This window comes from Pseudomonas sp. PF05 (assembly GCF_056521845.1).
In genome coordinates this window covers 20,090-45,974 of record NZ_JBWLPW010000015.1, presented here as the reverse complement: position 1 = coordinate 45,974, position 25,885 = coordinate 20,090, and the positions used below count along the sequence as shown (strand labels likewise).

Here is a 25,885-nt window from a genome sequence, read left to right as displayed (position 1 = left end):
CGGTTCAGGGGGTAGCCGGCCGATACTGCAACGCTTCGGCCAAGTGTTCGCGGCGGATGCACCCCGCTTGCTCCAGGTCCGCCAGTGTCCGGGCGACCTTGAGCAAGCGGTGGGCGGCGCGCAACGACAAGGTCAGCCGTTCGCAGGCGGTTTCCAGCCAGGTTTCATCGGTTGTGGATAACTTGCAATGCCGGCGCAACCCCGGCAGATCGAGGAAGGCGTTGGCGCAGCCCTGACGCCGGTGCTGACGCTCCCGGGCCTCGGCCACCTGCTCGGCGACCGTGGCGGTATCGTCTCCGGCTTCGCTCTTGGGGTTCAACGCCGTGGCTTCCCGGGCGACGGTCAGGTGCAGGTCGATGCGGTCCAGCAGCGGGCCGGAGAGTTTGTTGCGGTAGCGCTGCACCATGTCCGGTGTACAGCAGCAGCGGCCGCTGGGCTCGCCAAGGTATCCACAGGGGCAGGGGTTCATCGCTGCCACCAACTGGAAACGCGCCGGGAAGCGCACTCGGTCACGAGCGCGAGAAACCACGATATGCCCAGACTCCAGCGGCTCTCTCAAGACCTCCAGCACCCTACGATCGAATTCCGGCAGTTCATCCAGAAACAGCACGCCATGGTGGGCGAGGGTGATCTCCCCCGGTTGCGGTTTTGACCCGCCACCCACCAGCGCCGGGCCGGAAGCCGAGTGGTGTGGCTGGCGAAACGGACGCTGCGGCCAATGGCTCAACGGCACGCAACTGGCCACCGACTGGATGGCCGCGACCTCCAGGGCCTCACTTTCGGCCAGCGGTGGCAACAGCCCCGGCAGGCGGCTCGCCAGCAGTGTCTTGCCGGTGCCCGGCGGCCCGCTGAACAACAGGTTATGAGCCCCCGCGGCGGCAATCAGCAAGGCCCGCTTGGCCCCGACCTGGCCTTGTACTTCATTCAGGTCGGGGTAGGGTTTGCTGGCCGAGAGCAGCCCATTGGAAACGAAAGGGCCGATCGGCGTATGCCCATTGAAGTGCGCCACTGCTTCGAGCAGATGGTCCACGGCGATCACCTTCAGCCCCGAGGCCAGGCAGGCTTCCTCGGCATTGGCCCGCGGCACCACCAGCATGCGCCCGGCCTTGCGCGCCGCCAGCGCCGCGGGCAAGACCCCGCGCACCGGTCGCACCGCGCCGGACAATGCCAGCTCACCGAGGCATTCCACGTCGTCCAGCGTCAGGGTTGGCACCTGCACACTGGCCGACAGGATCCCCAAAGCGATGGCCAGGTCGAAGCGCCCACCGTCCTTTGGCAGGTCCGCCGGCGCCAGGTTCAGGGTGATGCGCCGTGCCGGGAAGTTCAGCCCCGAATTGATGATCGCGCTGCGCACCCGATCCTTGCTTTCCTTCACCGCCGCCTCCGGCAGGCCAACCATCGTCAGTGACGGCAAGCCATTGGCCAGATGGACTTCAACGGTAACGGCGGGCGCTTCCACACCCACTTGGGCGCGGCTATGGACAATGGCCAGAGACATGGATAGTTCCTTTGGTGGGGGCAAACCGCGTCCTGCGGTTCTGGAAGGGTAGTAGCGATATGGCGAGTTAGCGTGAGGATGCAGCCGTCAAATATGGACCGGATGTTACAAATGAATGACGCGTAGAAAAATTTTTCCTCACTCTAACCTTGGCGTCGGAAACGTTGCCGGGGGAGGGATAAGGGAGGGCAGTCTCTCGGACCGCCGCTACCTGAATGCTCAATAGATACCGAGAGTTTTGTTACTCATATGCTTGGACGTATCTCCCTCATACGAGCTCAAGGCTTGATCAAGAGACCTTGACCGGTAGGCAAACTCAAAATCGACAAATTCATTTTTTCTGCCCATTGATCCATGCCTTCTTTTTGCGGCTGATAGCCAAAGTAGGCGTAATCATCCAACAAAATAAACGCATTAGGTACCAAGCGATCCCACAAGTAATCAATGGCCGCCACTTCAGGAATCGTGCAGTTCAAGTCAATGTGCAGGAATGCAATTCGGGTCGAATCAATTTGGGGGAGCGTGTCCGGAATGCTGCCCTGAATAATGGTTGCTCTTGGCCACTCTGCAAAATTTTTTTTCACTGACTCGAGATTGGTTGTATAGAAACCGGAGGTTATCTCTCTGCGGTTACGCTCAGACACACCACCCTCCCGTTCTTCATCTGATAGATAACGCTCATCGAGGCCAGCAAAAGTGTCTAAGAGATAAAAGACTCTGTTGGTCTTGTTCCAGTCCAAGTCATGCATAATAGCGGAACTTAAGAATCCACGATTGACACCGCACTCCACGAAGTCACCTGTGAGTTTCGCAGCAGATCTCGCGGCCCAAAGCCCAACATGAACTCTCCAGAACCATTTGTAATCCATGCCCGCGGCAGCTACGCCGCGACCATAGGCGGTCCTGTAAGCGGGATCAATCATGAAGTCATGGTTGTGTCTGGAGGCCAACCCATCGTGATTATAGGTTTCATCAATTTTTGGGTGTAATGGGTTATATTTTTTTTCAATATAACGTGCGGCACCCTTGTAAGCTCGTCCTTCCGGTATGCCGAATTTCAAGTAATGCAGTGCTGGATTTAATCCTGCCTTAAGCACATCGGGGTGTAACTCTAAATACTTATCAGGGGAAAAATCGTCAGGTAGAGTCATTGAATCTCCGTGTTTAATTTTTTGACGTTCCAGGTACTACCAGACTTATAGGGTTGACGAATATTAGCCCACTAGCCGTGTCTTCATGTAGTTTTAAGCATGATCGTAAACCGATGTTCAACAGCAAATAGCACGTTAACCAGCGTTGTATAGCACGGCGGTGTAAAAATGCAATGGCGATAGGCTACTAGAAAGTATTTGGTTTAGGCCTGCCGGGCATGATCATTTGAACGGGCGATGGGGGGCCTCCCCGGCACCATTAGAATACGCACGGCCTTGTACACGGGAACGCCAACTTTGCGCGGCAATAGGGGGGGCAATAGGGCGAGACAGCAAATCGCAGCCTTCGGCCACCCCTGCAAGGAAGGTTATTCGGTAGGTGGATTTACCTTCGCCTCCAACTCCGCGACCTTGGCCTCCAGGCTTTCGAGCCGCGCCCGGGTCCGGGCCAGCACAACCATCTGGCTGTCGAATTCTTCCCGGCTCACCAGGTCCAGTTTGCTGAAGCCGCTTTGCAGCAGGGCCTTGAACTGGCTTTCGATTTCGCTTTTGGGCAGCGGCGTGTCGCCACTCAAGAGGCGGGAGGCGTGGCCGCTCAGGGCGTCGAGGAGGTCTTTGGGCGCAAGCATGGCAGGTGTCCTGAAAACAATGGCAGGCAGTGTATCACGCAGTGTCTATAGTCAATTCGCAAGCCAGGGATGCACGCTTTTCGCGCATGGTGCTGGACGTCGCTGCACTGTTGTTGTGCGTATCGCTGCACTTCATGGCGCGGCGCACATCGAGCAGGTGGCCAAGAGACTGATATCAGAGGGTTTGGGTGCAGATGGCAAGGTTTCTGCTTAGAGGCTGATGACCCATGCACTGATGCAGTCGCTGTGACGAATGCAGTGCAGCAGACGGAACGGGGAGTTCCGTCAGGATCGGTTAACTGGCACCTGTCGGGCAACTTGGGCCGACGATGCGTTACAAAGCCAGGCACTGCGCTTAGACTTGAGTCGGGTTTGTTTTCCTGGGGCAAGTCCACCAATTCGGGAGAAAGTTTCATGAAGCTAGTCACTGCCATCATCAAGCCGTTCAAGTTGGACGACGTGCGCGAGTCGTTGTCCGAGATCGGCGTGCAGGGCATTACCGTTACTGAGGTCAAAGGCTTCGGTCGGCAGAAAGGTCACACCGAGCTGTATCGCGGCGCGGAATACGTGGTCGATTTCCTGCCCAAGGTGAAGATCGACGTCGCCATTGACGACAAGGATCTTGATCGGGTGATCGAGGCAATCACCAAGGCCGCCAACACCGGCAAGATCGGTGACGGGAAGATCTTTGTGGTCAATCTGGAACAGGCTATCCGCATCCGTACCGGCGAAACCGATACCGACGCTATCTAAGCCGCCAAACCCAACGCCCCAGGAGAAAACAATATGACTCTGCGTAAATTCGCAGGGCTAGGAGCCCTGTTGTCCTTCGCAATGCCTGGCCTGGCCATGGCAGAAGAAGCGGCAGCCCCAGTCCTGAACTCCGGCGACACCGCCTGGATGCTCACGGCCACGATTCTTGTACTGTTCATGACCATTCCCGGCCTGGCGCTGTTCTACGGCGGCATGGTTCGGTCGAAAAACATTCTTTCGGTGATGATGCAATGCTTTGCCATTACCGGTCTGATCAGCATTCTGTGGGTCATTTACGGCTACAGCATTGCGTTCGACACCACGGGGATGGAGCAGGGCGTCGTCAACTTCAATTCGTTCGTCGGGGGTCTGAACAAGGCATTCCTGGCGGGCCTCACGCCCGATAGCCTGACTGGCCTGTTCCCTGAAGCGGTGTTCATCACCTTCCAGATGACGTTCGCCATCATCACCCCGGCCCTGATCGTCGGCGCGTTTGCCGAGCGGATGAAGTTCTCCGCCATGCTGATCTTCATGGCCGTGTGGTTCACCCTGGTGTATGCACCGATTGCCCACATGGTCTGGTCCGGCAACGGCGGCCTGATGTGGGACTGGGGCGTGCTGGACTTCGCCGGCGGCACCGTGGTGCACATCAACGCCGGTATTGCTGGCCTGGTGGCGTGCCTGGTACTGGGCAAGCGCAAGGGCTTCCCGACTACTCCGATGGCGCCGCATAACCTGGGTTACACCCTGATGGGCGCGGCCATGCTGTGGGTCGGCTGGTTCGGCTTCAACGCCGGCTCCGCCATCGCGGCCAACGGCACCGCCGGCATGGCGATGCTGGTGACCCAGATCGCGACCGCTGCGGCGGCGCTGGGCTGGATGTTTGCCGAGTGGATCACCCATGGCAAGCCAAGCGCACTGGGCATCGCCTCGGGCGTGGTGGCCGGCCTGGTTGCCATCACCCCGGCTGCCGGCACCGTGGGCCCAATGGGCGCCCTGGTCATTGGCCTGGCAGCGGGCGTGGTGTGCTTCTTCTGCGCCACCACCCTCAAGCGCAAACTCGGCTACGACGACTCCCTGGACGCCTTCGGCGTGCACGGCATCGGCGGTATCCTCGGCGCGATCCTGACCGGTGTGTTCGCAGCACCAGCCCTGGGTGGCTTCGGCACCGTGACCGATATCGGTGCGCAGGTGTGGATTCAATTCAAGGGCGTGGGTTTCACGGTGATCTATACCGCGATCGTCACCTTCATCATCCTCAAGGTCCTGGACGCCGTCATGGGTCTGCGTGTCTCCGAGGAAGAAGAAGCCGTGGGCCTGGACCTGGCCCAGCACAACGAGCGTGGTTACAACCTGTAAGCACACGCAATAAAAAATGCCCGGTTCGCCGGGCATTTTTTTGTCTGGAATTTGTCATTGCTCACAAGGTGCAGCGGTTTTTCCGACGCCTTTTGTTGTGGATGCGACACAGGTTTTTATACCGCCAAAGGCTTACACCGAAGCAAGAATATTAGGCCCTTTGTTTTTTCCCAGAGCGCGCTAGAATGCGCGCCGAACGTGCGGAGATCTGTATGTGGCAACAGACGCTGATAACCCTGCGGGCAAGGCCTCGGGGCTTTCATCTAGTGACGGACGAGTTGCTTGCCGGCCTGCCTGAACTCCAGGCGTGTCGTGTCGGTCTGTTGCATCTGTGGCTGCAGCATACCTCGGCCTCGTTGACCATCAACGAGAACGCCGATCCGGCGGTACGTCGAGACTTCGAACGATTTTTCAATCGGCTGATCCCACAAGGAACCGCCGATTATGAGCACAACGACGAAGGCCTGGACGACCTCCCGGCGCACTTCAAGGCCAGCGTGCTCGGTTGCCAGCTCAGCCTGCCGGTCACGGCAGGACGGTTGGCATTGGGAACCTGGCAAGGTGTTTATCTGGGCGAGCACCGTGATCACGGCGGTGCTCGTAAAGTCCTCGCCACCTTGTACGGTGAAGGGGCATAACCGCTGGTTGCCGGCGGATGTTGAATTTTTTCTGGCAGCCTTCGAACAGATGGCGAAGCTGGGCTATAACTAATCTGCTTTTCGCAAGTCATGAGGTAGAACATGAGCGACGATGATCTGGAAAACGACGACCTCGAAGTAGGCGACGAAGACGAGGCCGAAGAAGGCCTTGAAGCGGCGGCGGAAGACGTTGCCGATGACGATGGGGCCGATGTTCCGGTTCCTACCGCCAAAGGCAAGGCCAAGGCGGCCGTGTCGGTCGACGAGTTGCCGAGCGTAGAGGCCAAGAACAAGGAGCGTGATGCGCTCGCCAAGGCCATGGAGGAATTCCTGGCCAGGGGCGGTAAGGTGCAGGAAGTGGAGGCCAATGTGGTCGCTGATCCGCCCAAGAAGCCTGACAACAAGTACGGCAGCCGCCCAATCTGAGTACCGGCTTCATTGCTTGCTGAAAAAGCCCGCCGTCGCTGCGGGCTTTTTCATGGGCGCGATTCCATTTTCAGGCCCGGCGCAGTCCCTGTGGGAGCGGGCTTGCTCGCGAAAGCGGTCTATCAGTCAGCTCATTTGTCGAGTATGAGACCGTCTTCGCGAGCAAGCTCGCTCCCACAGAGGGATGTAGTGGCTACAGGGTAGGGATCAGCGCTGGCCATGCCACCCTGCCAATAACCCCGGCAGTTCGGTCAGGCTGCGAATCTCCGCATCCGGCGCGTGGTCGGCATCCCAGGGCTTGCCTGTCGGGTTGAACCATACCGCGCGCAGGCCGGCCTGTTGGGCGCCGGCGATATCGTCGCCCGGATGATCGCCAATGTGTACGGCGGTCTGCGCCGTGGCGCCGCCGCGTTGCAGGGCTTCGTGGAACAGCCGGGCGTCAGGCTTGGCGATGCCGATGTCTTCGGCGCACAAGGCGAACTTGAAATAGTCCGCCAACCCCAGGCGTCGCACGTCGGCGTTGCCATTGGTGACTACACCGAGGGCGAAATGATTGGCCAGGATCTCCAGGGTGGGCTGCACCTCGGGAAAGATCTCCAGTTGATGACGGGCATGCAGGAACGTCTCGAAGGCCTGGTCTGCCAGCCCGGAGGCTTGCCACTGGTCGTAGCCGGCGTCCTGCAAGGCACGAAACAGCACCCGCCGGCGCAGCGCACTGATGCGGTGCTTGAGTCCAGGCTCCTCGCGCAGCACTTGTTCGCGAATCGAAAAAAGGTGCTCCACCGGCAGACCGCCCAGGTTCGGTGCGTGGTCGGTCAGCCATTGGCGGAGTACGGCTTCGGCGCTGGCGATCACCGGTGCGGTGTCCCACAGGGTGTCGTCCAGGTCGAAAGTGATCAACTCGATGGTCATGATTCGTCGCCCTTGATGCGTTTGGCCCTGGGATGGGCACTGTCATAGACCGTCGCCAGGTGCTGGAAATCCAGGTGGGTGTAGATCTGGGTGGTCTTGATGTCCGAATGCCCCAGCAGCTCTTGAACGGCGCGCAGGTCCTGGGAGGATTCCAGCAGATGGCTGGCGAAGGAGTGCCGGAGCATGTGTGGGTGCAGGTTCTGTCCCAGCTCCCGTTCGCCGGCGGCCTTGACCCGCAACTGAATCGCTCGCGGGCCGAGGCGCCGCCCCTGTTGGCTGACGAAGACCGCGTCGTCGGCGGGGTTGGTCAGCGCCCGCAGCGGCAGCCACTGCTCCAGGGCTTCACGGGCCTTGCGGCCGACGGGCAGCAGGCGGGTCTTGCTGCCCTTGCCGAGCACCTGGACCATGCCATCGGCCAGGTCCAGTTGATCCAGGTTCAGCCCTGTCAGCTCTGAAAGCCGCAGGCCGGAAGAATAGAACAGCTCGAGAATCGCCTGGTCGCGCCGTGCCAGGAAGTCATCCTCGACGGCACCTTCAAGCAATTGCAGGGCGCGGTCGGTGTCGAGGGTCTTTGGCAATCGGCGCTCGCCCTTGGGCGGTGCCAGGCCGGTGGCCGGATCGTGATCGCACAAGCCTTCGCGATTGAGGTAGTGATACAGGCCGCGCACCGCTGACAACAGTCGTGCCAGGCTGCGGGAGGATTGCCCCTGTTGATGCAGGCGGGCAATGAGGCTGCGCAAGCGTTGGATGTCCAGGGCCGACCAGCTGCCGATATTCTGTTTCTGGCACCAGACCAGCACTTTTTCCAGGTCGCGGCGATAGGCCGACAACGTGTGGGGCGACACCTGGCGCTCACTGCGCAGGTGTTCGCAGTAGGCGTCCAGTTGCCGTTCCATCAGCGTACCGAGCGCAGCGAACCGGCGACCCGTGGCAGCACCCGGCCGGTGACTTCGGCGATGTAGCTCAAAAACAGCGTGCCCACCGAGCTCTTGTAGTGCTGCGGATCGCGACTTGCGATAGCCAGTACGCCGTGCACGCCCTGATGGGCAATGGCGACGACGGCGGTGGAGCCGATCTGCTTGCGCTGCTCTTCGCCGAACAGGAAGTCCAACTCATGCTCGCGCAGGCTGCCGCTGACGCTTTTGTCTTCCGTGAGCAGGCCGCCGATGGCCGTCTGCGCTTCGGCGTGGGTCACCCAGCGGCCCACCGGCATGGTGTTGTCGCCGAACAGGATCAGGCTGACAAAGGGCACCTGGAAATCCTGGCGCAGGCTGTCTTCGACGCTCATGACCAGGTCTTCGAGGGTGCTGGCGTCCATCAGGGCCAGGATCAGCCGACGGGTCTTGTCGAACAGCCGGTCGTTGTCCCGGGCCACGTCCATCAGGTGCGAAAGACGATGGCGCATTTCGATGTTGCGCTCACGCAGGATTTTCATCTGGTGCTCCACCAGCGACACGGTATCGCCGCGCCGGTGGGGGATGCGCATCGTCGCAAGCAGTTCTTCATGCTCGACGAAGAAGTCCGGATGAGCTTCCAGGTAAGCCGCCACGGCGGCGGCTTCTGGCAGGCTGGGGGATTCGTCGGGCTGTGGGGCTGGAACCTGTGGCTGGTCGGTCATGGGTTTGGCTCACTCAAAGACGAACTTGTCCTTCGTATACGCGTACTGCCGGGCCGGTCATCATCACCGGTTGACCAGGGCCTGCCCATTCGATGGACAGGCGCCCGCCGGGCAGATCGATCAACAACGGCGAATCCATCCACCCCTGGCTGATCGCAGCGACTGCGGCGGCACAGGCGCCGGTACCGCAGGCCTGGGTTTCCCCGGCGCCGCGTTCCCAGACGCGCAATTGTGCGCGGTGGCGGTCGATGACTTGCAGGAAACCGACGTTCACTCGCGCGGGGAAGCGCGGATGATGCTCGATTTTCGGCCCCAGCTCATGCACCGGGGCACTGTTGATATCGGCCACTCGCAGCACCGCGTGGGGGTTGCCCATGGATACCGCCGCCAGCTCCATCGTGTTGCCATCGACTTCCAACGGATAGCTCAAGGCCTGGGCCGGCGCTTGGAACGGAATTTCTGCCGGAACCAGGCGCGGAGCGCCCATGTTGACGCCGATCTGGCCGTCGCTGCGCACATCCAGTTCGATGATGCCGCTCTTGGTCTCGACGCGGATCTGCCGCTTGGCGGTCAGGCGCTTGTCCAGCACGAAACGGGCGAAGCAGCGCGCGCCATTGCCGCATTGCTCCACTTCCGAGCCGTCGGCGTTGAAGATCCGGTAACGGAAATCCACGTCCGGGTTATTGGGCGCCTCGACGATCAACAATTGGTCAAAACCGACACCGGTGTGCCGATCCCCCCATTGCTTGGCGTGCTTGGGCAGGATATGCGCGTGCTGGCTGACCAGGTCGAGGACCATGAAGTCATTGCCCAGGCCGTGCATCTTGGTAAAACGCAGCAGCATGGTTTTACTCCGGCAGCAGGCTTTCGCCGGCAAACAACTCGGCTACCGTCTCGCGGCGACGCACTTCGAATGCCTGATCACCGTCCACCAGCACCTCGGCGCAACGGCCGCGAGTGTTGTAGTTGGAACTCATGACAAACCCGTAGGCACCGGCCGAATGCACGGCCAGCAGATCGCCTTCTTCCAGTGCCAGCTCCCGACCCTTGGCCAGGAAGTCACCGGTTTCGCAGATCGGCCCGACGATGTCGTAGCTGCGCGCAGCGGTATCGCGAGGGCGCACGGCGGTGACGTCCATCCAGGCCTGGTACAGCGCCGGGCGGATCAGGTCGTTCATCGCTGCATCGACGATGGCGAAATCCTTGTGCTCGGTGTGCTTGAGGTACTCGACCTGGGTCAGCAGTACGCCGGCATTGGCGACGATGTAGCGGCCCGGCTCGAACATCAGCGCCAGTTCACGGCCTTCGAGGCGCTCGCGCACGGCCTTGATGTAGTCGGCCACCAGCGGTGGCTCTTCATCGCGATAGCGCACGCCGACACCGCCACCGAGATCGATGTGGCGCAGGTAGATGCCACAGTCGCCGAGGCGATCGACCAGCGCCAGCAAGCGGTCGAGGGCATCGATGAACGGCTCCAGGGTGGTCAGTTGCGAGCCGATGTGGCAATCGACGCCCAGCACTTCCAGGTTCGGCAGTTGGGCGGCGCGCACGTACACGTCTTCGGCGTCGGCAATGGCGATGCCGAACTTGTTTTCCTTCAGGCCGGTGGAAATGTACGGGTGGGTGCCAGCGTCGACGTCCGGGTTCACGCGCAGGGAGATCGGCGCGCGGACACCCAGCTCGGCGGCGACGATTTGCAGGCGCTCCAGCTCGTCGGTGGATTCGATGTTGAAGCAGTGCACGCCAACTTCCAGGGCGCGGCGCATGTCTTCACGGGTCTTGCCGACGCCGGAGAACACGATCTTGTCGGCGCTGCCGCCAGCAGCCAATACGCGTTCGAGTTCGCCGCCGGAGACGATGTCGAAACCGGCGCCCAGGCGCGCCAGGACATTGAGCACACCCAGGTTGGAGTTGGCTTTTACAGCGAAACACACCAGGTGCGGCATGCCCTCGAGGGCATCGGCGAACGTCCGGTACTGGGCTTCGATGTGGGCGCGGGAATAGACATAGGTCGGCGTGCCGAAACGTTCGGCGATCGCGGACAGGGCAACCCCTTCCGCGAACAGCTCCCCGCCACGGTAGTTAAAAGCGTCCATGGCGTTCCCTTAGTAGGTGGAGGTGTGGGTGTCGTGCGAGTGGGATTTGGCTTGCGACGACTTGGCCTGTTCTTCAGGGGACTTGCTGTCATCAGGCAGATACAGCGGACCTTTTTGACCACAGGCTGTCACGAGGCAGGCAACCGCGACGAGCGCAGCAAGGGAAGAGATCAGGCGCTTCATGGCGAAATCCTTGAAAATGCTTTAATTGCGCCGGAGTATACCGGCCACCCGTCAGCTTGCCTATGCAACGGGGCGCCCGTCCGGCGGCGCTGGTTGTCGTCAGTGGGTTATCCTTTGCAATCGCCGGGAAGCGTCCGTATCTTGCGGCGCTTGAGCATGAGCAGACATTTTCGAGGTTGCCGCAATGAGTTTGACTGAAGCCCGTTTCCACGATCTGGTCGATGCGACCCAGCAAACGCTGGAGGATGTGTTCGATGACAGTGGCCTGGACATTGACCTGGAAGTCTCCGCCGGTGTACTCACCGTCAAGTTCGAGAACGGCACCCAGTTGATTTTCAGTCGCCAGGAACCGTTGCGGCAATTATGGCTGGCGGCGGTCTCCGGTGGTTTTCACTTCGACTACGACGAAGAAAGCGAGCGTTGGATGTGCGACAAGAGCGAAGAGCAACTGGGCGAAATGCTCGAGCGCATCGTCAAGCAACAGGCTGGCGAGGAACTCGACTTCGAAGGACTGTGACCGCGTGAGCCAGACCGCCTCGCCACGGCCACCCAAGCCGCTCTACAGCAACGTCAGCCCGGCCGTGCCGTCGCCGTGTACCGGCGTGTGCAAGCTGGATGAACGGAAAGTCTGCCTCGGTTGTTCGCGCCACGTGGAAGATATCCGCCAATGGCGCTCGGCCGACGACGAGCGGCGGCGGGTCATCTGTGCCGAGGCGCTCAAGCGCAGATCCTTGTAGGAGCTGCCGAAGGCTGCGATCTTTTGATCTTGATCTTGGGGCTTTCGCTTAAGACCCAATTGCCCGAGTCAAGATCGCAGCCTCGCTGCGCTCGTCAGCTCCTACAGCCCGGGGCAAGATCGCAGCCTCGTTGCACTCGTCAGCTCCTACTGATAGTGTCCGGTTACGCCTCAACCTATCGAGGCCCGTGAAAACCCCGCCTTTTTGTGGCGGGGTTTTGCTTTTTTTGTGCAGAAGAAAGGAGTCTGCCAGGACCATGACCGCACCTTCCATCACCCTTACCCGTCTGGACGTACAGCGTCTGGAACGCCTGATCGACAGCCTTGATGAAACGCTGCCGGGCGTGATTGCGCTGCAAACCGAACTGGATCGCGCCGAGAACGTGGTGGGTCACGAAGAAGTGCCTGTCGACGTCGTGACCATGAACTCGCGCGTGCACTGTCGCGAAGAAAGCAGCGGCAAGGACTATCACCTGACATTGGTTTATCCACAGGACGCGAACGCCGACGAAGGCCGTATCTCGATCCTGGCACCCGTGGGCAGTGCGTTGCTGGGCCTGAAGGTCGGCCAGCACATCGACTGGCCGGCCCCGGGTGGCAAGACGTTGAAGCTGACGTTGCTGGCTGTCGAATACCAGCCTGAAGCAGGCGGTGATTTCCACCTCTGAGTGCCTGGGGGCTTCAGACCAACGCCAGCGCCTCGTTCAGGGCTCGTTCCAGGTCGGCCTTGTAGCGCAGGTACAAATTGCTTGAACAGGCCCCGTCGCCCACCAGGCCCGAGAGGTCCAGGTCGGTGATGTAGCAGCGATAGCGCTGGGCTTCGCGGCGCTGTTGGACGATCTCCCTGGCGACTACGCGAAACAGTTGGTCGCCATGCTCCAGTTCGGAAAACTCCTGCTGATCGCAGTACAGGGTGACGTGCACCTGCCCGTGCGCCGCTTTGCCGATGATCGCCTGAACGTCATAGAACGGCTTGTTGACCAGCATCTGCGGGGCTTGCCGCGCTTCGACCCGTCGCGCCCGGCCGCTGCCGGAGGGCAATAACTGGTAGTACAGGGTTTCCAGGGTCAGCGGCTGGGCGGCATCCAGCGGCAGCAGGGCGTCGCGACGGTACAGCACCGATTGCAAAAAGCGTTGCAACGGCACCAGCAGGCTTTGTTCGTCGTGATAAGGCACGTGTTGTTGCCACAGTGCGTTGAATTCATCGAGCACGTACAGATCGGCTTCGTCTTCGTCGACGCGGTAGAACACCTGGATGCACTCGGGCTGGCCCATGGGCAGGATCAGCGCCAAGTCATGGTCCTCCAGGGCCATCGGGTCCAGGTGCAAGGGGCTGTAGGCCGTCAGATCCTCGCCCAGGTAATCCACCAGCGCCGACAGGCTGCCCAGCGCCACGTGATTGACCTGGCCGGGCACCAGCTCCAACACGTGATAGTGCTGCTGGACCTGAAGCAGATAGCGGTGATTGAGCCTGCTCAACAGCAGGGTCTGCGCCGTTTCGATGACTTCTTCGACGCGCCGCGCAATGAATTGGGCGCGGTTGTGGCAGAAGCAGCGCACCTGCAAGCGTGGCTGGCGCTGGGTGACGGGCAGGTCGTTGAGGTAATCGCGCAGGCAGTCGAGCAGGGCGTGTTCGCCGTCAAAACGGTTGACCAGTACCTCGTTCCAGCTGTTGAGCGTGACCTGGTCGAGGGTCAGCACCAGGTTCTCCCGGACCCCGGCATAACTCAGGGAGTCGGTACGCTCGGTGGTCATCAGGATATTCAGGTCGCGGTGGTGCTTGAGCGGGTCGACACCGACGTTCACCAGGATCAGCACTTCGCTGGGCACGCTGGCGCGCAGCAACTGTGCTTCATCCACGGAGGCCAAGGGCAGGGCGATGGACTGTTGCAGGCTGCCCAGCAGGTTGAACAGTTCGAACTCGCTCAGGTCGCTGCTGCCTGGGTGCAGCGCCAGGCGCGTGCTGCTGTCGATCACGCCGTTGCGATGACACCAGGTCAACAGTTCCAGCAGCTCGCGACAGCGCTTGATCGGTGCGAAGTTCTCCCACTCCAGGGCGTTGAGGCTGCCGTTGTACAGGCCCCACTGGTTCTGTCCCGGTTCTTTCTTGTTGGGCGACTGGACCAGCGTCAGGGTGTCTTCGGCCAAATCCGGTGCGATGCCGGGGTTGATGAACTCGACCTTGTCGGCCTTGCGCTCGAAGGCTGCATACAACCGCCGGCCAAGCACGTTGAGATCGCGCTTGTTGATCAGGCTGACGGTTTTCTCGGTGCGGGCGAACTGGGTCAGGAAGCGGTAGCTGTGGGTGAGTTCGCTGACCAGTGCTCGCCGCTCGTGGCTGACCTGGCGGACTTTCCATTGGCTGCGGCTGTCCAGCAGCGCCAGTTGACGCTGGTCCCAGCCCCATTCCCGGGCCAGTCGTTCGAGCAGTACCCGTTGCCAGCCGTTGCTACGCGCCTGGCCGGTGAGCTTGCGATTGACCTTCAGGTACAGCGCGCGGCGGATCAACTCCAGGCGTTCGGATTCGCCGCGGGCGTTGAGGTATTCCTCGATGCGGCGGTAGACCAGCATGTACGGGTCCAGCTCTTCGAGGTCCAGGCGATTGGCAAACACGGCCTGCTTGAAGCGTAGGCTCAGGCAGCGGACAGTCGGGTGTTCGCTGGCATAGACCTCGGTCAGCAGCAGCTTGAGCACGGACTTGTAGGGCGACTCGATACCTTTGAACAGCTGCCAGAGCCCGGCACCGACGAATTCGCCCGGCGGAATGTAGGCCAGGTGCCCCAGGTCCAGCGTTTCATCCGCGCGAATGAAGCGCTTGGATATCAGCGTATGGGTGTACTGCTCATAGTTCTCTTCTTCATAGACCGGCACCAGCCACCAGATCGGTGTGCGCCCGGCCAGCCAGATCGCGGTGCGGTAGAACTCGTCCAGCAGCAGGTAATGCTGGGTGGTGCCGCAGTCGTCGGAACTGAGCTGGTTGTCCCGCTCGCCCCGTACGAAACGCGTCGGGTCGATCAGGAAGAAATGGGCTTCGGCACCCTGGGTCGCGGCCCAGATCTCCAACAACTGGCATTTCTTGCGCAACTCGGCCAGTTCATCGTCGCTCAGGTCCGGCCTGTGGCAAACCCACACGTCCATGTCGCTCTGGTCGGCTTGGGCCAGGGTGCCGAGGCTGCCCATCAGGAACAGACCAAGGATCGGTCGTGGCGGGTTGCTGCCGTGCCGGGGCTTGTAGGAGAACGAACGGGTCAGTCGTTGGGCTTCGGCAAGGATAGTGACGTCAGGCTCGTAGTTCGACAGCCCGGCAGGCGTGCTGCCGGAGACGTAGCCGGGCAGCAGCGGATGGTTGACGTGGAAGAATAGCGGCAGCAACGTCAGCACGCCTTGCTGGCGAGGCGACAGGCCTTCGAGGGCGCGCTCCATCCGCACGGTGTTGAGCTTGAGAAAACGTGCGCGCAACTGGCTCAAGACCTTGCGGTCGATTCCCTCGTCCAGATCGGGGCGTATTTCGTGATTGCGGGTCATGTCAGCTCAAACCGGCTCGCGGCGTCGAACGTAGGGGTGATGGCAGGTTAGCGCCCGATCTTGAGAATTCTTAAGCTGGAAGCAGGATTTGGATGCCAGTTTTTTACGCAGGGCACCCGTGCGCCTGCGGAAATCCCGTAAAGGAGATTCCCGTGGGCGACAGGGGGAATCAGGCGGCTTCTTGCACGCTGAGTATCGTCAGGACGGTTTGTACGTTTTGGGCGGCATCTCGGCCCAGGCTTGTCAGGTAACCACCGTCGGGCTGGGTGATCAGTTCTTTTTCGAACAGGCGTTGGGCAGCGGCAATCGCTTTGGGGGCAGCGGTCTGATGAATTTTCAGGCCTTCCTGGGAACTGTCCAGGTTGAAGAGTGCAAGGATTTCCAGTTCGGCAACCAGCTCAGGGGTAAGCGACATAAGGACTCCAGACTTTCTAGGAATTTGGTCGACAGCGTCACTAAGGTGAGCGCACTCGGCCGAGCTGTCCAGTCTCAGTGTCATGCTTTTTTTGTTTAAAGCGATTCTCTTTGGTCCGAGCTGTGTAGGAGCTGTGTGGGAGCTGCCGAAGGCTGTGATCTTTTGATCTTTCACTCTAGACTCAATTGTCAGGGGAAAGATCGCAGCCTCGTTGCACTCGACAGCTCCTACACAGCTCCTACACAGCTCCTACAGGGGGCAGCCGAGCGGGGGACAAGAGCGGTTCAGTTTTTTTCCGGCGGCAACTCAGGCAAGGTGCGCAATGCGGCTTCGTACCACTGGGTATCGAACGGGCGATCTTCTTCCAGGATCGCATCGATCTCCACTGCCAGCACATGGGCCATCAGGTTGAGGATTTCTTCGCGCTCATAACCGACCAGGGTCAACTTGTTGAAAGTGGCCTTGGCCGCAGGCGGGTTGTCGCTTTCGATCTGGTTTTCGATGGCCTGGATCAGCGTGTTCTCGACGAATTCTTCTTCGTCGTTGTCGATATCGGTTGGCTCGCTCATGGCAGGCTCCTGTGAGAAAGGTCGCCAGTTTACCTGCATTCAGCGGCGTGATGCGCCTGGCAAGAAGCGCCCCGACGGTCTATAACGCAAGGCTGCCAACCCCACACGGCCTGGAGGCTTTGTAATGCTCAAGCTTTATGGTTTCTCTGTCAGTAACTATTACAACATGGTCAAGCTGGCGCTGTTGGAGAAGGGCCTGCCCTTCGAAGAAGTGCACTTCTACCCCAACCAGACCCCTGAAGCGTGGGCCATCAGCCCGCGCGGGAAGGTGCCGGTGTTGAAAACCGAACAGGGGTTCGTCAACGAAACCAGCGTCATCCTTGAGTACATCGAGCAAACCCAGCCAGGCAAGGCCCTGCTGCCCAGTGACCCGTTCGAGCGGGCCCAGGTATTGGCCTTGTGCCGGGAGATCGAGTTGTACATCGAGTTGCCGGGGCGAGCCTGCTACGCCGAGGCGTTTTTCGGCATGTCGGTGCCCGAGGCCATCAAGGAAAAGACCAAGGCCGAATTGCTGCTGGGGTTCGCGTCACTGGCCAGGCACGGCAAATTTTCGCCTTATGTAGCAGGCGATAGCTTGAGTATTGCCGACCTGTATTTCTTCTACAGCGTTTCGCTGGCCCTCCAGGTGGGCAGGAAACTGTTCGATATTGACCTGCTGGCAGGCATGCCGGCGGCCAAGGCGCTGATGGAGCGCTTGGAGCAGAGTCCGCATGTGCAGCGGATCGCGGCGGACAGGGACGCGGCGATGCCGGAATTTTTGGCGATGATCGCTGCCAAGAAGTGAGTTTTGTGGTGTTTTGAAGTGAGCTATCGCGAGCAAGCTCGCTCCCACATTAGATCTCCATGCTCACAAGATTCTGAGTTCACTGAAGATCCATTGTGGGAGCGGGCTGGCTCGCGAAGCTTTTCAGCTTTTAGCGGCTGGCGATCAGCGCCTGGCCACGGACCACCGCTGCCTTGACCTGTGCCGGCGCGGTGCCGCCGATGTGGTCACGGGCATTGACCGAGCCTTCGAGGGTCAGCACGGCAAACACGTCCTGCTCGATCTGGTCGCTGAACTGGCGCAGTTCGTCCAGGCTCATTTCCGCCAGGTCCTTGCCGTTGTCCACGCCGTATTTCACGGCATGGCCGACGATCTCATGGCAGTCGCGGAACGGCAGGCCACGGCGTACCAGGTAGTCGGCCAGGTCCGTGGCGGTGGAGAAGCCGCGCAGGGCCGCTTCGCGCATCACCGCGTGCTTGGGCTTGATGGCCGGGATCATGTCGGCAAAGGCCCGCAGCGAGTCGCGCAAGGTGTCGGCGGCGTCGAACAGCGGCTCCTTGTCTTCCTGGTTGTCCTTGTTGTAGGCCAGCGGCTGGCCCTTCATCAGGGTCAGCAGGCCCATCAGTGCGCCGAACACCCGGCCACTCTTGCCCCGCACCAGTTCCGGCACGTCGGGGTTTTTCTTTTGCGGCATGATCGAGCTGCCGGTGCAGAAGCGGTCCGGCAGGTCAATGAACTGGAATTGCGCGCTGGTCCACAGCACCAGCTCTTCGGAGAAGCGCGACAGGTGCATCATCGCGATGCTCGCGGCAGCGCAGAATTCGATGGCGAAATCGCGGTCCGAGACGTTATCCAGCGAGTTGCCACCCACGGCGTCGAAGCCCAGCAACTGCGCGGTGTATTCACGATCGATCGGGTACGTGGTGCCGGCCAGCGCGGCGCTACCCAGGGGCATGCGGTTGGTGCGCTTGCGGCAGTCCACCAGGCGCTCGTAGTCGCGGCTGAGCATCTCGAACCAGGCCAGCATGTGATGCCCAAACGTTACAGGTTGGGCGGTTTGCAGGTGCGTGAAGCCCGGCATGATGCTCTCGGCCTCGCGCTCGGCTTGCTCCAGCAGGCCTTTTTGCAGGCGAGTGATTTCGGCCAGGATCAGGTCGATCTCGTCGCGCAGCCAAAGGCGGATGTCGGTGGCGACCTGGTCGTTACGGCTGCGGCCGGTGTGCAGTTTCTTGCCGGTCACGCCGATGCGGTCGGTCAGGCGCGCTTCGATGTTCATGTGCACGTCTTCAAGGTCGATGCGCCAATCGAACTGGCCGGCCTCGATTTCAGCCTGGATGGTTTTCAGGCCGTCGATGATGCTGTCGCGCTCGGCATCGGTCAGCACGCCGACCTTGGCCAGCATGGTGGCGTGGGCGATCGAGCCCATGATGTCGTGGCGATACAGGCGCTGGTCAAAGTTGACGGAGGCGGTGAAGCGGGCGACGAAGGCGTCGACGGGTTCACTGAAGCGGCCGCCCCAGGACTGATTGGTCTTGTCAGTGCTCATGAATTCGCTCGTGATCGGCTGAAGAAAAAGTAGCGGTTAAAGGCTGCGGCGGATGATAGCAGGGTTGCCGGGACTGGCGCTGGCACTGGTCGGCAGGTTTTTTCGATGCAAGCCTGGGATCCAACCGGGTTTTCCCACAACGATATTTTTCGATTGAGCAATATCGTCGCGGCAACCGTCTACAGTGGACGGTAGGACTTTTGCTTTTTCCATCCATGGCGCAGCGGATATAGATAAGAAGGGGGTGCTCATATTGGTCAGATCGACAGTTAACAATCCCTACGGCGACGCCGTGCGACAACGGGCCTCGGGCATCGCTCGGCAAGCGCTGGTAAAGATAGGCAACCGTCTCGCGGCACTTTTTGGCCCTCGGACGAGTCTTAGCGTGGATCGCGGTGACGGATGTCACTTCCCCTGTCTACGCTATCCTTGTGCGAGACTCACGCAGGAATCCAGCGCAATATGAATGTCCTGATCGTTGATGACGAACCACTGGCCCGCGAGCGCCTGAGCCGAATGGTTGGCGAGCTCGAGGGTTACAGTGTCCTGGAGCCGAGCGCCACCAATGGCGAAGAGGCATTGGCCCTTATTGACAGCCACAAGCCGGATATCGTGCTGCTCGACATTCGCATGCCTGGCCTGGACGGTCTGCAGGTCGCGGCGAGGTTGTGCGAACGAGAGTCGCCGCCCGCCGTGGTGTTCTGTACCACCCGGGACGACTTCCCTCCCGAGGTGTTGCAGGCCGGTGCCGTGGGCTACCTGGTCAAGCCGGTGACGGCCGAGGCATTGCTCGACGCCTTGCGCAAGGCCGAGCGGCCCAACCGGGTACAACTGGCGGCGCTGACCCGTCCGGCCGCCGAAAGCGGCAGCGGCCCGCGTAGCCACATCAGTGCGCGTACCCGCAAAGGCATCGAGCTGATCCCGTTGAACCAAGTGGTCTACTTCATTGCCGACCACAAATACGTGACCTTGCGCCATGAGAGTGGCGAGGTGTTGCTGGATGAGCCCCTCAAGGCCCTCGAGGACGAGTTCGGCGAACGTTTCGTACGCATCCACCGCAACGCCCTCGTGGCCCGCGAGCGTATCGAGCGTTTGCAACGCACCCCCCTTGGACATTTCCAACTGTTCCTCAAGGGGCTCAATGGCGATGCGCTGATTGTCAGCCGGCGACACGTGGCCGGCGTGCGCAAGATGATGCAGCAGCTTTGATACGGCGGTCCAAGGCGTTCGATGTGTTTGATTTCGAGGATTTGACGGCCAGGGAGGCCTTGGGGTCGTGATTCAAATCAAAGCGGTTTTGGCTGAGCTGTTATTATCTGCCGTATCTTTTAAGTACGGATTGATCCATGTCCCCTCGCGAGATCCGCATCGCCACCCGTAAAAGTGCCTTGGCCCTCTGGCAGGCCGAATACGTCAAAGCCCGCCTGGAAGCCGCCCATCCCGGCCTGATCGTGACCCTGGTGCCCATGGTCAGTCGCGGTGACAAGCTGCTGGACTCGCCGCTGTCGAAGATCGGCGGCAAGGGCCTGTTCGTCAAGGAACTGGAAACCGCGTTGCTGGACAACGAAGCCGACATCGCCGTGCATTCGATGAAAGATGTGCCCATGGACTTCCCCGAAGGCCTGGGCCTTTTTTGCATCTGCGAGCGGGAAGACCCACGCGATGCGTTCGTTTCCAACACGTTTTCCAGTCTTGAAGCATTGCCTGCCGGCAGTGTGGTCGGCACTTCCAGCCTGCGCCGCCAGGCACAGTTGCTGACGCGCCGTCCGGATCTGCAAATCCGTTTCCTGCGCGGTAACGTCAATACACGCCTGGCCAAGCTCGATGCCGGTGAGTACGACGCGATCATCCTCGCCGCCGCCGGCCTGATTCGCCTGGGCTTTGAAGATCGCATCACCTCGGCCATCGGCGTCGACGACAGCCTGCCGGCTGGTGGGCAAGGGGCGGTGGGTATCGAGTGCCGCAGCGCCGACAGCGAAATCCACGCCTTGCTGGCGCCGTTGCACCATGAAGATACCGCCACGCGGGTGTTCGCCGAACGCGCCCTCAACAAACACCTCAATGGCGGTTGCCAGGTGCCGATCGCCTGTTACGCCGTGCTCGAAGGCGAACAGGTCTGGTTGCGGGGTCTGGTGGGGGATCCCAACGGTGGCCGGCTGCTCAGCGCCGACGCCCGGGCGCCGCGCCAGGATGCCGAGGCGTTGGGCGTGCGTGTGGCCGAAGACCTGTTGAGCCAGGGCGCCGCCGATATTCTCAAGGCGGTCTATGGCGAGGCCGGCCACACGTGACGGGCTGGCGGCTGTTGCTCACCCGGCCGGCAGACGAGTCGTCTGCGCTGGCGGCGGTCCTGGCCGAAGCGGGGGTCTATAGCAGCAGCCTGCCCTTGCTGGATATCGAGCCGGTCCCGCTGTCCGATGCCGGGCGGGCGATACTCCAGGCGCTGGACCAATACTCTGCCGTGATCGTGGTCAGCAAACCTGCCGCACGTCTGTGTGTCGAGCTGCTGCGCCAATACTGGCCCCAGCCTCCAGACCAACCATGGTTCAGCGTGGGCGCGGCCACCGGACAGATCCTCGTCGATGCCGGCCTCACAGTGTTTTATCCCGATAACGGCGATGACAGCGAAGCCTTGCTGGAGCACTTGGTCTTGCGCCAGGCAGTCGCGCGGCCCGACCCCAAGGTTTTGATCGTGCGGGGCGAAGGCGGGCGTGGCTTGCTGGCAGAGCGTTTGCGCGAGCAAGGTGCTAGTGTCGATTATCTGGAATTGTACCGCCGCCACTTGCCCCATTACGGCGAAGGGGCGTTACTGGCGAAAGTCGAAGCGGAACGCTTGAATGCCCTGGTGGTCAGCAGTGGGCAGGGCTTCGAGCATCTGCAGCGGCTGGCCGGCGATGCGTGGCCGGCCTTGGCGCGGTTACCGTTGTTTGTTCCAAGCCCAAGGGTTGCCGAGATGGCGCGTGCCGCCGGGGCCCGAACTGTTGTGGATTGTCGTGGCGCCAATGCCGCGGCTTTGCTGGCGGCATTACGGGACCACTGCGTGCCGTTTTCTAATGCAAAGGATGGATACGTGAGCGAAACAGCCTTGCCAAAAGAAGATCTAGACCAGCCAGCGATCGATGCGCCGGTTGAAACTCCGCCCCCGATGGCGCCGCGTCGCGGCAACGGGTTGGCCATTGTTGCATTGCTGCTCGGGGCCGCCGGCGTGGCCGTGGGCGGTTGGGGTGTGTGGCAGGTGCGTCACCTGCAAACCAATAACCAGCAGCAGTCCGCCCAGGTCCAGGCGCTGAATGACCAGGCCCAGACCCTCAAGCTCAACGAGCAACGCCTGAGTGAACGCCTGGCGCAATTGCCCCCGGCCGAAGAGCTGGAGGAGCGGCGGCGCCTGGTGGCCCAGTTGCAAAGTGACCAGCAGCACCTGAACCAGCGCCTGGAAACCGTGCTCGGTGCCAGTCGCAAGGATTGGCGCCTGGCCGAGGCCGAGCACTTGTTGCGCCTGGCCAGCCTGCGTCTTTCCGCCCTGCAGGACATCAACAGTGCCCAGGCGCTGGTCCAGGGGGCTGACGAAATCCTGCGCGAGCAGAACGACCCCGGCTCGTTCGCCGCCCGCGAGCAACTGGCCAAGACCCTCGCCGCGTTGCGCAGCACCGAGCAACCGGATCGTACCGGGCTGTTCCTGCAACTGGGTGCCTTGCGTGACCAGGTCCTGGAACTGACCGAGCTGGCGCCCGAGTACAAGGACCGCGGTGAATCCCTGCTGGGCCTGACCGCCGACGGCGATGGCGCCAGTCGTTGGGCGCAGTGGTGGGAGCAGATCTCGCGCTATATCCGTATCGACTTCAACGCCGATGAGAACGTCCGTCCGCTACTGGCCGGGCAAAGCCTTGTGCAAGTGCGCCTGGCCTTGAGCCTGGCGCTGGAGCAGGCGCAATGGGCCGCCCTCAATGGTCAGGCATCGGTCTACACCCAGGCGCTGACCGAGGCTCGGGACGTGTTGAAGAACAACTTCAACCAGGACAACCCGCAAAGCAAGATCATGCTTGAGCGCGTGGTCGAGCTGTCCAAGCAGCCGGTGACGGTGGTCACCCCGGACCTGACGGGCACGCTGAGCAGCGTCCAGGCTTACCTTGAGCGCCGCAACCTCAATGCCCAGGAGTCGGTCAAGCCGCTGCCCGCGCCCGGCGCGCAGGAGGCCACGCCATGAAGCGTCTCTACGTGATTCTGTTCGTGGTCATCGCTGCCGCCGGTTTGCTGGGCGTGGCGATTGCCGAGCATTCGGGTTACGTGTTGGTGGCGTACAAGAACTTCCGTTATGAAGCCGGCCTGTGGGTCACCCTGGCGCTGGTGGCGGTGCTCTGGCTGGTGTGGCGAGGCCTGAGGGCACTGATCGGGCTGGTGACCACGTCCAGTGGCGTGGTCAACCCGTGGTCGCGGCGCAACCGCAGCCGTCGGGTGCAAGTGGCGATCGAGCACGGCCAGTTGGACCTGGCCGAAGGACGCTGGGCCAGTGCCCAGCGGCACCTGCATCGTGCCGCCGAAGCCGAGCGCCAGCCGCTGCTGTATTACCTCGGTGCCGCCCGTGCGGCCAACGAACAAGGTCTTTACGAACAGAGCGACAGTTTGCTGGAGCGCGCCCTGGAGCGTCAGCCCCAGGCGGAACTGGCCATTGCCCTGACGCATGCGCAATTGCAGACGGACCGAGGCGACACGGACGGTGCGTTGAGCACGCTGCAGGCCATGCATGAGCGCCATCCCCATAACGCCCAGGTCTTGCGCCAACTGCAACGACTGCATCAGCAACGCGGCGACTGGTCGGCGGTGATCCGGCTGTTGCCGGAGCTGCGCAAGGACAAGGTCCTGCCGCGGGCTGAACTGGCTGAATTGGAGCGTCGCGCCTGGGGCGAAAACCTCACCCTGGCAGCCCATCGTGAGGAGGACGGCAGCGTCGGTTTGCAGTCGCTCAATCGCGCCTGGCAACAATTGACCTCCGCGCAGCGCCAGGAGTCGGCGCTGGTGCTGGCCTATGCCGAGCAGTTGCGCCAGTTGGGCGCCCAGGTCGAGGCCGAAGAGGTGCTGCGAGGAGCGCTCAAGCGTCACTACGACAGCCATCTGGCGCGCCTGTACGGCTTGGTTCGTGGCAATGATCCGATCCGCCAACTGCAAATGGCCGAAGGCTGGCTCAAGGATCACCCGGCCGATCCAAGCCTGCTGCTGACCCTGGGGCGTCTATGCCTGCAGAACAGCTTGTGGGGCAAGGCGCGGGATTACCTGGAAAGCAGCTTGCGCGTCCAACGCAATCCCGAAGCCTGTGCTGAACTGGCGCGATTGCTGGCGCAACTGGGGGATGCCGAGCGCAGCAACCAGTTGTTCCAGGAGGGGTTGGGGCTGCTGGACGAGCGCCTGCTGGCCGCGCCGTTGCCGGTTCCGGCCCAGGTGTTGTCCACCTGAGAGGGCATAATTGTGGAGAGGGCGCTTGCTCTCGCTCGGCTGATGCCCTGTAGGAGCTGCCGAAGGCTGCGATCTTTTGATCTTTTGATCTTTCGCTTGAGATTCAAGTGTCTTTGGAAAGATCGCAGCCTCGTTGCACTCGACAGCTCCTACACAGCTACACAGGTCCTGCATGCAGCCCGGCGGGAGCAAGCTTGCTTGCCACAGGTGTGTGTAAACCTCGAAAGAGAGGGGGCGAGCACCGGTCCGTTTTAGGGGCTTTGGTCACGCCATTAGTAAAGTCCTACAGCCCATCGCGCTGAATCCTCTTTGGCTTGTCGGGATTTCCCTACATCCCTGGTGAAGTGTCTGCGCGGGCCTGCCTTGAAAGGCCCAAGGGCTTTCCTCTACCGTAACTGCTTGTCTCTTTTGTTACGGAACCGCCATGTCTTTGGCCAGCTCACGCTTCTTGTTTCTCATGGCTTCCATCGCCGCAGCCCTGGCTTTGGGCATAGCCAGCTACCTGGAATATGCAGTCGGTCTGACACCTTGCAGCCTGTGCGTGTTGCAGCGGTTGTGTCTGATGCTGTTCCTGGTGACTGGCCTCGTGGCCTGCGTACATGGCCCAGGTCAAAGAGGCAGCATTTGCTATGGGGCGATGGGGTTGGTTTTTGCGTCGGTGGGAATGGTCCTGGCATGGCGTCAGGTTCTGGTGCAGAGCGCTTCCTCCGAACCGGTACCTGATTGTATTGCGCAGTTGCAGAGGGCAGATTCCTGGTGGGGGGCCGTGCATCGCGTCCTGGACGGAGCGGTGGACTGCGCGAATGTCACCTGGACGCTGTTCGACCTGAGCGTCCCCGAATGGAGCCTGTTGTTTTTTCTCGCGGTGTCCAGCGCGATGACCTATCTGCTGCTGCGCCTTGCCTGGAGTGCTCTGGTACGACCGCTCAGCGGCGATACGCCGCAGGTGGTCCGGGCCCTGGATTAAACACTTGTATGAACTTTATCTCCTGCGTACCTTGAAGCCATTGTCGTGCGGGCATAATCTGGCCCGCACGTGTTATTGGAATTGTGCCGCTCGCTCATGTTATGTCTGGCTTGTCCCTGATCATCAGGCGTGCACAGGCTGCGAGTGGCATGACTCACAAGGGAAGAAATCACCATGCTCGAAAGTTGTCAGAATGCTCAGGAACGCTGGGGTGGGGTGCATCTGCTGATCGATCGCTGGCTGCAGGAGCGTCACGAACTGGTTCGAGCCTATGATGCCCTCGGCGACAGGCCTGAAGCGCTGGGCGAAAGCCGCAAACCCTTGCAGGAGTTCTGCGGTGTGCTGGTCGACTATGTGTCTGCCGGGCATTTCGAGATCTACGAACAACTGACGGGCGAGGCCAAGGCCTTCAACGATAAGCGCGGCCTGGAGCTCGCCGAGCAAATCTACCCGCGCATCGACGTCATTACCGAAAAGCTGCTGGCGTTCAACGACCTGTGCGATGAAGGCAAGTGCGTAGCGGAAAAATTCAAGGAGCTGGGCGGCTTGCTGCACGAACGTTTCGAACTGGAAGACTGCCTGATCGAAGTGCTGCACACCGCTCACAAGGCAGAAGACGCGGTCCAGGCCTGAGGGTTTCGCAGTCATGAAAAAAC

27 protein-coding genes and 2 pseudogenes are annotated in these 25,885 nt (G+C 61.1%); 16 read left to right on the top strand and 13 right to left on the bottom strand.

The window, feature by feature from the left end; translation table 11 throughout:
- Window positions 1-4: 4 nt before the first annotated feature.
- From AC09SL_RS22490 to AC09SL_RS22480, 3 genes are all read right to left on the bottom strand, one after another.
- Window positions 5-1,498: a YifB family Mg chelatase-like AAA ATPase gene (locus tag AC09SL_RS22490; RefSeq protein WP_058543113.1), complete on the bottom strand. Its 1,494-nt coding sequence runs from the start codon at window positions 1,496-1,498 to the stop codon at window positions 5-7.
- A 278-nt stretch (window positions 1,499-1,776) separates the two neighbouring features.
- Entirely contained in the window at window positions 1,777-2,649 is an 873-nt protein-coding gene (locus tag AC09SL_RS22485) for a TylF/MycF/NovP-related O-methyltransferase (RefSeq protein WP_081264428.1), read from the bottom strand.
- Window positions 2,650-3,017: 368 nt separating this feature from the next.
- Window positions 3,018-3,278: an accessory factor UbiK family protein gene (locus tag AC09SL_RS22480; RefSeq protein ID WP_058543112.1), complete on the bottom strand. Its 261-nt coding sequence runs from the start codon at window positions 3,276-3,278 to the stop codon at window positions 3,018-3,020.
- A gap of 414 nt (window positions 3,279-3,692) precedes the next feature.
- On the opposite strand from AC09SL_RS22480, the gene glnK reads away from it, so the two are divergent.
- The 4 genes from glnK (at window position 3,693) to sutA (ending at window position 6,454) form a co-directional block, all read left to right on the top strand.
- The gene (gene glnK, locus AC09SL_RS22475; protein WP_002555808.1) at window positions 3,693-4,031 is read left to right on the top strand and encodes a P-II family nitrogen regulator; all 339 of its coding nucleotides are present in this window, start codon (window positions 3,693-3,695) and stop codon (window positions 4,029-4,031) included.
- A 33-nt stretch (window positions 4,032-4,064) separates the two neighbouring features.
- Window positions 4,065-5,390, top strand: a complete 1,326-nt coding sequence (locus tag AC09SL_RS22470) for an ammonium transporter (RefSeq protein WP_058543111.1) — start codon at window positions 4,065-4,067, stop codon at window positions 5,388-5,390.
- 212 nt (window positions 5,391-5,602) lie between these two features.
- Window positions 5,603-6,028, top strand: coding sequence for a secondary thiamine-phosphate synthase enzyme YjbQ (locus tag AC09SL_RS22465; RefSeq protein WP_014340828.1), 426 nt, complete (start codon window positions 5,603-5,605; stop codon window positions 6,026-6,028).
- Window positions 6,029-6,130: 102 nt separating this feature from the next.
- A complete protein-coding gene (sutA, locus tag AC09SL_RS22460; protein WP_007941277.1) occupies window positions 6,131-6,454 on the top strand; it encodes a transcriptional regulator SutA in 324 nt (107 codons plus the stop codon).
- Window positions 6,455-6,661: 207 nt separating this feature from the next.
- Here the strand turns inward: sutA and AC09SL_RS22455 are convergent, their stop codons facing one another.
- From AC09SL_RS22455 to lptM, 6 genes are read right to left on the bottom strand one after another with little or no spacing between them, the layout of a single operon-like run.
- Window positions 6,662-7,366, bottom strand: a complete 705-nt coding sequence (locus AC09SL_RS22455; protein ID WP_058543110.1) for an HAD family hydrolase — start codon at window positions 7,364-7,366, stop codon at window positions 6,662-6,664.
- Window positions 7,363-8,262 carry a tyrosine recombinase XerC gene (gene xerC / locus AC09SL_RS22450; RefSeq protein ID WP_058543109.1) on the bottom strand — a complete coding sequence of 300 codons (900 nt, stop codon included), beginning with the start codon at window positions 8,260-8,262 and terminating at the stop codon, window positions 7,363-7,365. The genes AC09SL_RS22455 and xerC overlap by 4 nt, the downstream gene beginning before the upstream one ends.
- A complete protein-coding gene (locus AC09SL_RS22445; RefSeq protein WP_058543108.1) occupies window positions 8,262-8,984 on the bottom strand; it encodes a DUF484 family protein in 723 nt (240 codons plus the stop codon). Before AC09SL_RS22445 ends, xerC begins: the two co-directional genes overlap by 1 nt.
- Before the next feature lie 13 nt (window positions 8,985-8,997).
- Window positions 8,998-9,828, bottom strand: coding sequence for a diaminopimelate epimerase (dapF, locus tag AC09SL_RS22440; RefSeq protein ID WP_058543107.1), 831 nt, complete (start codon window positions 9,826-9,828; stop codon window positions 8,998-9,000).
- Between the two features lie 4 nt (window positions 9,829-9,832).
- Window positions 9,833-11,080: a diaminopimelate decarboxylase gene (gene lysA, locus AC09SL_RS22435; RefSeq protein WP_058543106.1), complete on the bottom strand. Its 1,248-nt coding sequence runs from the start codon at window positions 11,078-11,080 to the stop codon at window positions 9,833-9,835.
- A gap of 9 nt (window positions 11,081-11,089) precedes the next feature.
- Window positions 11,090-11,263: an LPS translocon maturation chaperone LptM gene (lptM, locus tag AC09SL_RS22430; RefSeq protein WP_081264429.1), complete on the bottom strand. Its 174-nt coding sequence runs from the start codon at window positions 11,261-11,263 to the stop codon at window positions 11,090-11,092.
- A 184-nt stretch (window positions 11,264-11,447) separates the two neighbouring features.
- Here lptM and cyaY point away from each other — a divergent pair, with 184 nt between their 5' ends.
- The 3 genes from cyaY (at window position 11,448) to rnk (ending at window position 12,667) form a co-directional block, all read left to right on the top strand.
- Complete coding sequence (gene cyaY / locus AC09SL_RS22425; protein WP_058543105.1) at window positions 11,448-11,780, top strand: iron donor protein CyaY; 333 nt, start codon at window positions 11,448-11,450, stop codon at window positions 11,778-11,780.
- A gap of 4 nt (window positions 11,781-11,784) precedes the next feature.
- A complete protein-coding gene (locus tag AC09SL_RS22420) occupies window positions 11,785-12,000 on the top strand; it encodes a DUF1289 domain-containing protein (protein ID WP_058543104.1) in 216 nt (71 codons plus the stop codon).
- Window positions 12,001-12,256: 256 nt separating this feature from the next.
- Entirely contained in the window at window positions 12,257-12,667 is a 411-nt protein-coding gene (gene rnk, locus AC09SL_RS22415) for a nucleoside diphosphate kinase regulator (protein WP_058543102.1), read from the top strand.
- A 13-nt stretch (window positions 12,668-12,680) separates the two neighbouring features.
- Here rnk and AC09SL_RS22410 read toward each other — a convergent pair whose 3' ends face one another.
- The 3 genes from AC09SL_RS22410 to AC09SL_RS22400 all read right to left on the bottom strand — a co-directional run bounded on the left by AC09SL_RS22410 (window position 12,681) and on the right by AC09SL_RS22400 (window position 16,508).
- Entirely contained in the window at window positions 12,681-15,524 is a 2,844-nt protein-coding gene (locus AC09SL_RS22410) for a class I adenylate cyclase (RefSeq protein ID WP_064106867.1), read from the bottom strand.
- Between the two features lie 169 nt (window positions 15,525-15,693).
- Window positions 15,694-15,939: a TIGR02647 family protein gene (locus AC09SL_RS22405; RefSeq protein ID WP_003206789.1), complete on the bottom strand. Its 246-nt coding sequence runs from the start codon at window positions 15,937-15,939 to the stop codon at window positions 15,694-15,696.
- Between the two features lie 284 nt (window positions 15,940-16,223).
- The gene (locus AC09SL_RS22400; protein ID WP_058542660.1) at window positions 16,224-16,508 is read right to left on the bottom strand and encodes a hypothetical protein; all 285 of its coding nucleotides are present in this window, start codon (window positions 16,506-16,508) and stop codon (window positions 16,224-16,226) included.
- A 124-nt stretch (window positions 16,509-16,632) separates the two neighbouring features.
- On the opposite strand from AC09SL_RS22400, the gene AC09SL_RS22395 reads away from it, so the two are divergent.
- Entirely contained in the window at window positions 16,633-17,292 is a 660-nt protein-coding gene (locus AC09SL_RS22395) for a glutathione S-transferase family protein (RefSeq protein WP_058542661.1), read from the top strand.
- Window positions 17,293-17,422: 130 nt separating this feature from the next.
- On the opposite strand, the gene argH is transcribed toward AC09SL_RS22395, so the two are convergent.
- Window positions 17,423-18,817 (bottom strand): argininosuccinate lyase, encoded by a 1,395-nt coding sequence (gene argH, locus AC09SL_RS22390; RefSeq protein WP_058542662.1) that lies wholly within the window; start codon window positions 18,815-18,817, stop codon window positions 17,423-17,425.
- A gap of 316 nt (window positions 18,818-19,133) precedes the next feature.
- Between argH and AC09SL_RS22385 the strand changes: the two are divergent.
- The 8 genes and pseudogenes from AC09SL_RS22385 to AC09SL_RS22350 form a co-directional block, all read left to right on the top strand.
- Window positions 19,134-19,283: pseudogene (locus AC09SL_RS22385) on the top strand (sensor histidine kinase); the annotation flags it as partial.
- A complete protein-coding gene (locus tag AC09SL_RS22380) occupies window positions 19,280-20,026 on the top strand; it encodes a LytR/AlgR family response regulator transcription factor (protein ID WP_058542663.1) in 747 nt (248 codons plus the stop codon). The pseudogene AC09SL_RS22385 and the gene AC09SL_RS22380, both read left to right, overlap by 4 nt.
- A gap of 137 nt (window positions 20,027-20,163) precedes the next feature.
- Window positions 20,164-21,105 (top strand): hydroxymethylbilane synthase, encoded by a 942-nt coding sequence (gene hemC, locus AC09SL_RS22375; RefSeq protein ID WP_064106868.1) that lies wholly within the window; start codon window positions 20,164-20,166, stop codon window positions 21,103-21,105.
- A pseudogene (locus AC09SL_RS22370) lies at window positions 21,102-21,848 on the top strand (uroporphyrinogen-III synthase); the annotation flags it as partial. The gene hemC and the pseudogene AC09SL_RS22370, both read left to right, overlap by 4 nt.
- 36 nt (window positions 21,849-21,884) lie before the next feature.
- Window positions 21,885-23,018 carry a uroporphyrinogen-III C-methyltransferase gene (locus AC09SL_RS22365; protein WP_058542321.1) on the top strand — a complete coding sequence of 378 codons (1,134 nt, stop codon included), beginning with the start codon at window positions 21,885-21,887 and terminating at the stop codon, window positions 23,016-23,018.
- A complete protein-coding gene (locus AC09SL_RS22360; RefSeq protein WP_058542318.1) occupies window positions 23,015-24,262 on the top strand; it encodes a heme biosynthesis protein HemY in 1,248 nt (415 codons plus the stop codon). The genes AC09SL_RS22365 and AC09SL_RS22360 overlap by 4 nt, the downstream gene beginning before the upstream one ends.
- A gap of 424 nt (window positions 24,263-24,686) precedes the next feature.
- Window positions 24,687-25,229: a disulfide bond formation protein B gene (locus tag AC09SL_RS22355; protein ID WP_058542317.1), complete on the top strand. Its 543-nt coding sequence runs from the start codon at window positions 24,687-24,689 to the stop codon at window positions 25,227-25,229.
- 174 nt (window positions 25,230-25,403) lie between these two features.
- Complete coding sequence (locus AC09SL_RS22350; protein WP_058542316.1) at window positions 25,404-25,862, top strand: Rsd/AlgQ family anti-sigma factor; 459 nt, start codon at window positions 25,404-25,406, stop codon at window positions 25,860-25,862.
- The last annotated feature ends 23 nt before the right edge of the window (window positions 25,863-25,885 follow it).

What these genes read in the sequence shown, in the direction of transcription:
- AC09SL_RS22490 (WP_058543113.1), bottom strand. Translation starts at nt 1,498, where the DNA reads ATGTCTCTGGCCATTGTCCATAGCCGCGCCCAAGTGGGTGTGGAAGCG.
- AC09SL_RS22485 (WP_081264428.1), bottom strand. Translation starts at nt 2,649, where the DNA reads ATGACTCTACCTGACGATTTTTCCCCTGATAAGTATTTAGAGTTACAC.
- AC09SL_RS22480 (WP_058543112.1), bottom strand. Translation starts at nt 3,278, where the DNA reads ATGCTTGCGCCCAAAGACCTCCTCGACGCCCTGAGCGGCCACGCCTCC.
- glnK (WP_002555808.1), top strand. Translation starts at nt 3,693, where the DNA reads ATGAAGCTAGTCACTGCCATCATCAAGCCGTTCAAGTTGGACGACGTG.
- AC09SL_RS22470 (WP_058543111.1), top strand. Translation starts at nt 4,065, where the DNA reads ATGACTCTGCGTAAATTCGCAGGGCTAGGAGCCCTGTTGTCCTTCGCA.
- AC09SL_RS22465 (WP_014340828.1), top strand. Translation starts at nt 5,603, where the DNA reads ATGTGGCAACAGACGCTGATAACCCTGCGGGCAAGGCCTCGGGGCTTT.
- sutA (WP_007941277.1), top strand. Translation starts at nt 6,131, where the DNA reads ATGAGCGACGATGATCTGGAAAACGACGACCTCGAAGTAGGCGACGAA.
- AC09SL_RS22455 (WP_058543110.1), bottom strand. Translation starts at nt 7,366, where the DNA reads ATGACCATCGAGTTGATCACTTTCGACCTGGACGACACCCTGTGGGAC.
- xerC (WP_058543109.1), bottom strand. Translation starts at nt 8,262, where the DNA reads ATGGAACGGCAACTGGACGCCTACTGCGAACACCTGCGCAGTGAGCGC.
- AC09SL_RS22445 (WP_058543108.1), bottom strand. Translation starts at nt 8,984, where the DNA reads ATGACCGACCAGCCACAGGTTCCAGCCCCACAGCCCGACGAATCCCCC.
- dapF (WP_058543107.1), bottom strand. Translation starts at nt 9,828, where the DNA reads ATGCTGCTGCGTTTTACCAAGATGCACGGCCTGGGCAATGACTTCATG.
- lysA (WP_058543106.1), bottom strand. Translation starts at nt 11,080, where the DNA reads ATGGACGCTTTTAACTACCGTGGCGGGGAGCTGTTCGCGGAAGGGGTT.
- lptM (WP_081264429.1), bottom strand. Translation starts at nt 11,263, where the DNA reads ATGAAGCGCCTGATCTCTTCCCTTGCTGCGCTCGTCGCGGTTGCCTGC.
- cyaY (WP_058543105.1), top strand. Translation starts at nt 11,448, where the DNA reads ATGAGTTTGACTGAAGCCCGTTTCCACGATCTGGTCGATGCGACCCAG.
- rnk (WP_058543102.1), top strand. Translation starts at nt 12,257, where the DNA reads ATGACCGCACCTTCCATCACCCTTACCCGTCTGGACGTACAGCGTCTG.
- AC09SL_RS22410 (WP_064106867.1), bottom strand. Translation starts at nt 15,524, where the DNA reads ATGACCCGCAATCACGAAATACGCCCCGATCTGGACGAGGGAATCGAC.
- AC09SL_RS22405 (WP_003206789.1), bottom strand. Translation starts at nt 15,939, where the DNA reads ATGTCGCTTACCCCTGAGCTGGTTGCCGAACTGGAAATCCTTGCACTC.
- AC09SL_RS22400 (WP_058542660.1), bottom strand. Translation starts at nt 16,508, where the DNA reads ATGAGCGAGCCAACCGATATCGACAACGACGAAGAAGAATTCGTCGAG.
- AC09SL_RS22395 (WP_058542661.1), top strand. Translation starts at nt 16,633, where the DNA reads ATGCTCAAGCTTTATGGTTTCTCTGTCAGTAACTATTACAACATGGTC.
- argH (WP_058542662.1), bottom strand. Translation starts at nt 18,817, where the DNA reads ATGAGCACTGACAAGACCAATCAGTCCTGGGGCGGCCGCTTCAGTGAA.
- AC09SL_RS22380 (WP_058542663.1), top strand. Translation starts at nt 19,280, where the DNA reads ATGAATGTCCTGATCGTTGATGACGAACCACTGGCCCGCGAGCGCCTG.
- hemC (WP_064106868.1), top strand. Translation starts at nt 20,164, where the DNA reads ATGTCCCCTCGCGAGATCCGCATCGCCACCCGTAAAAGTGCCTTGGCC.
- AC09SL_RS22360 (WP_058542318.1), top strand. Translation starts at nt 23,015, where the DNA reads ATGAAGCGTCTCTACGTGATTCTGTTCGTGGTCATCGCTGCCGCCGGT.
- AC09SL_RS22355 (WP_058542317.1), top strand. Translation starts at nt 24,687, where the DNA reads ATGTCTTTGGCCAGCTCACGCTTCTTGTTTCTCATGGCTTCCATCGCC.
- AC09SL_RS22350 (WP_058542316.1), top strand. Translation starts at nt 25,404, where the DNA reads ATGCTCGAAAGTTGTCAGAATGCTCAGGAACGCTGGGGTGGGGTGCAT.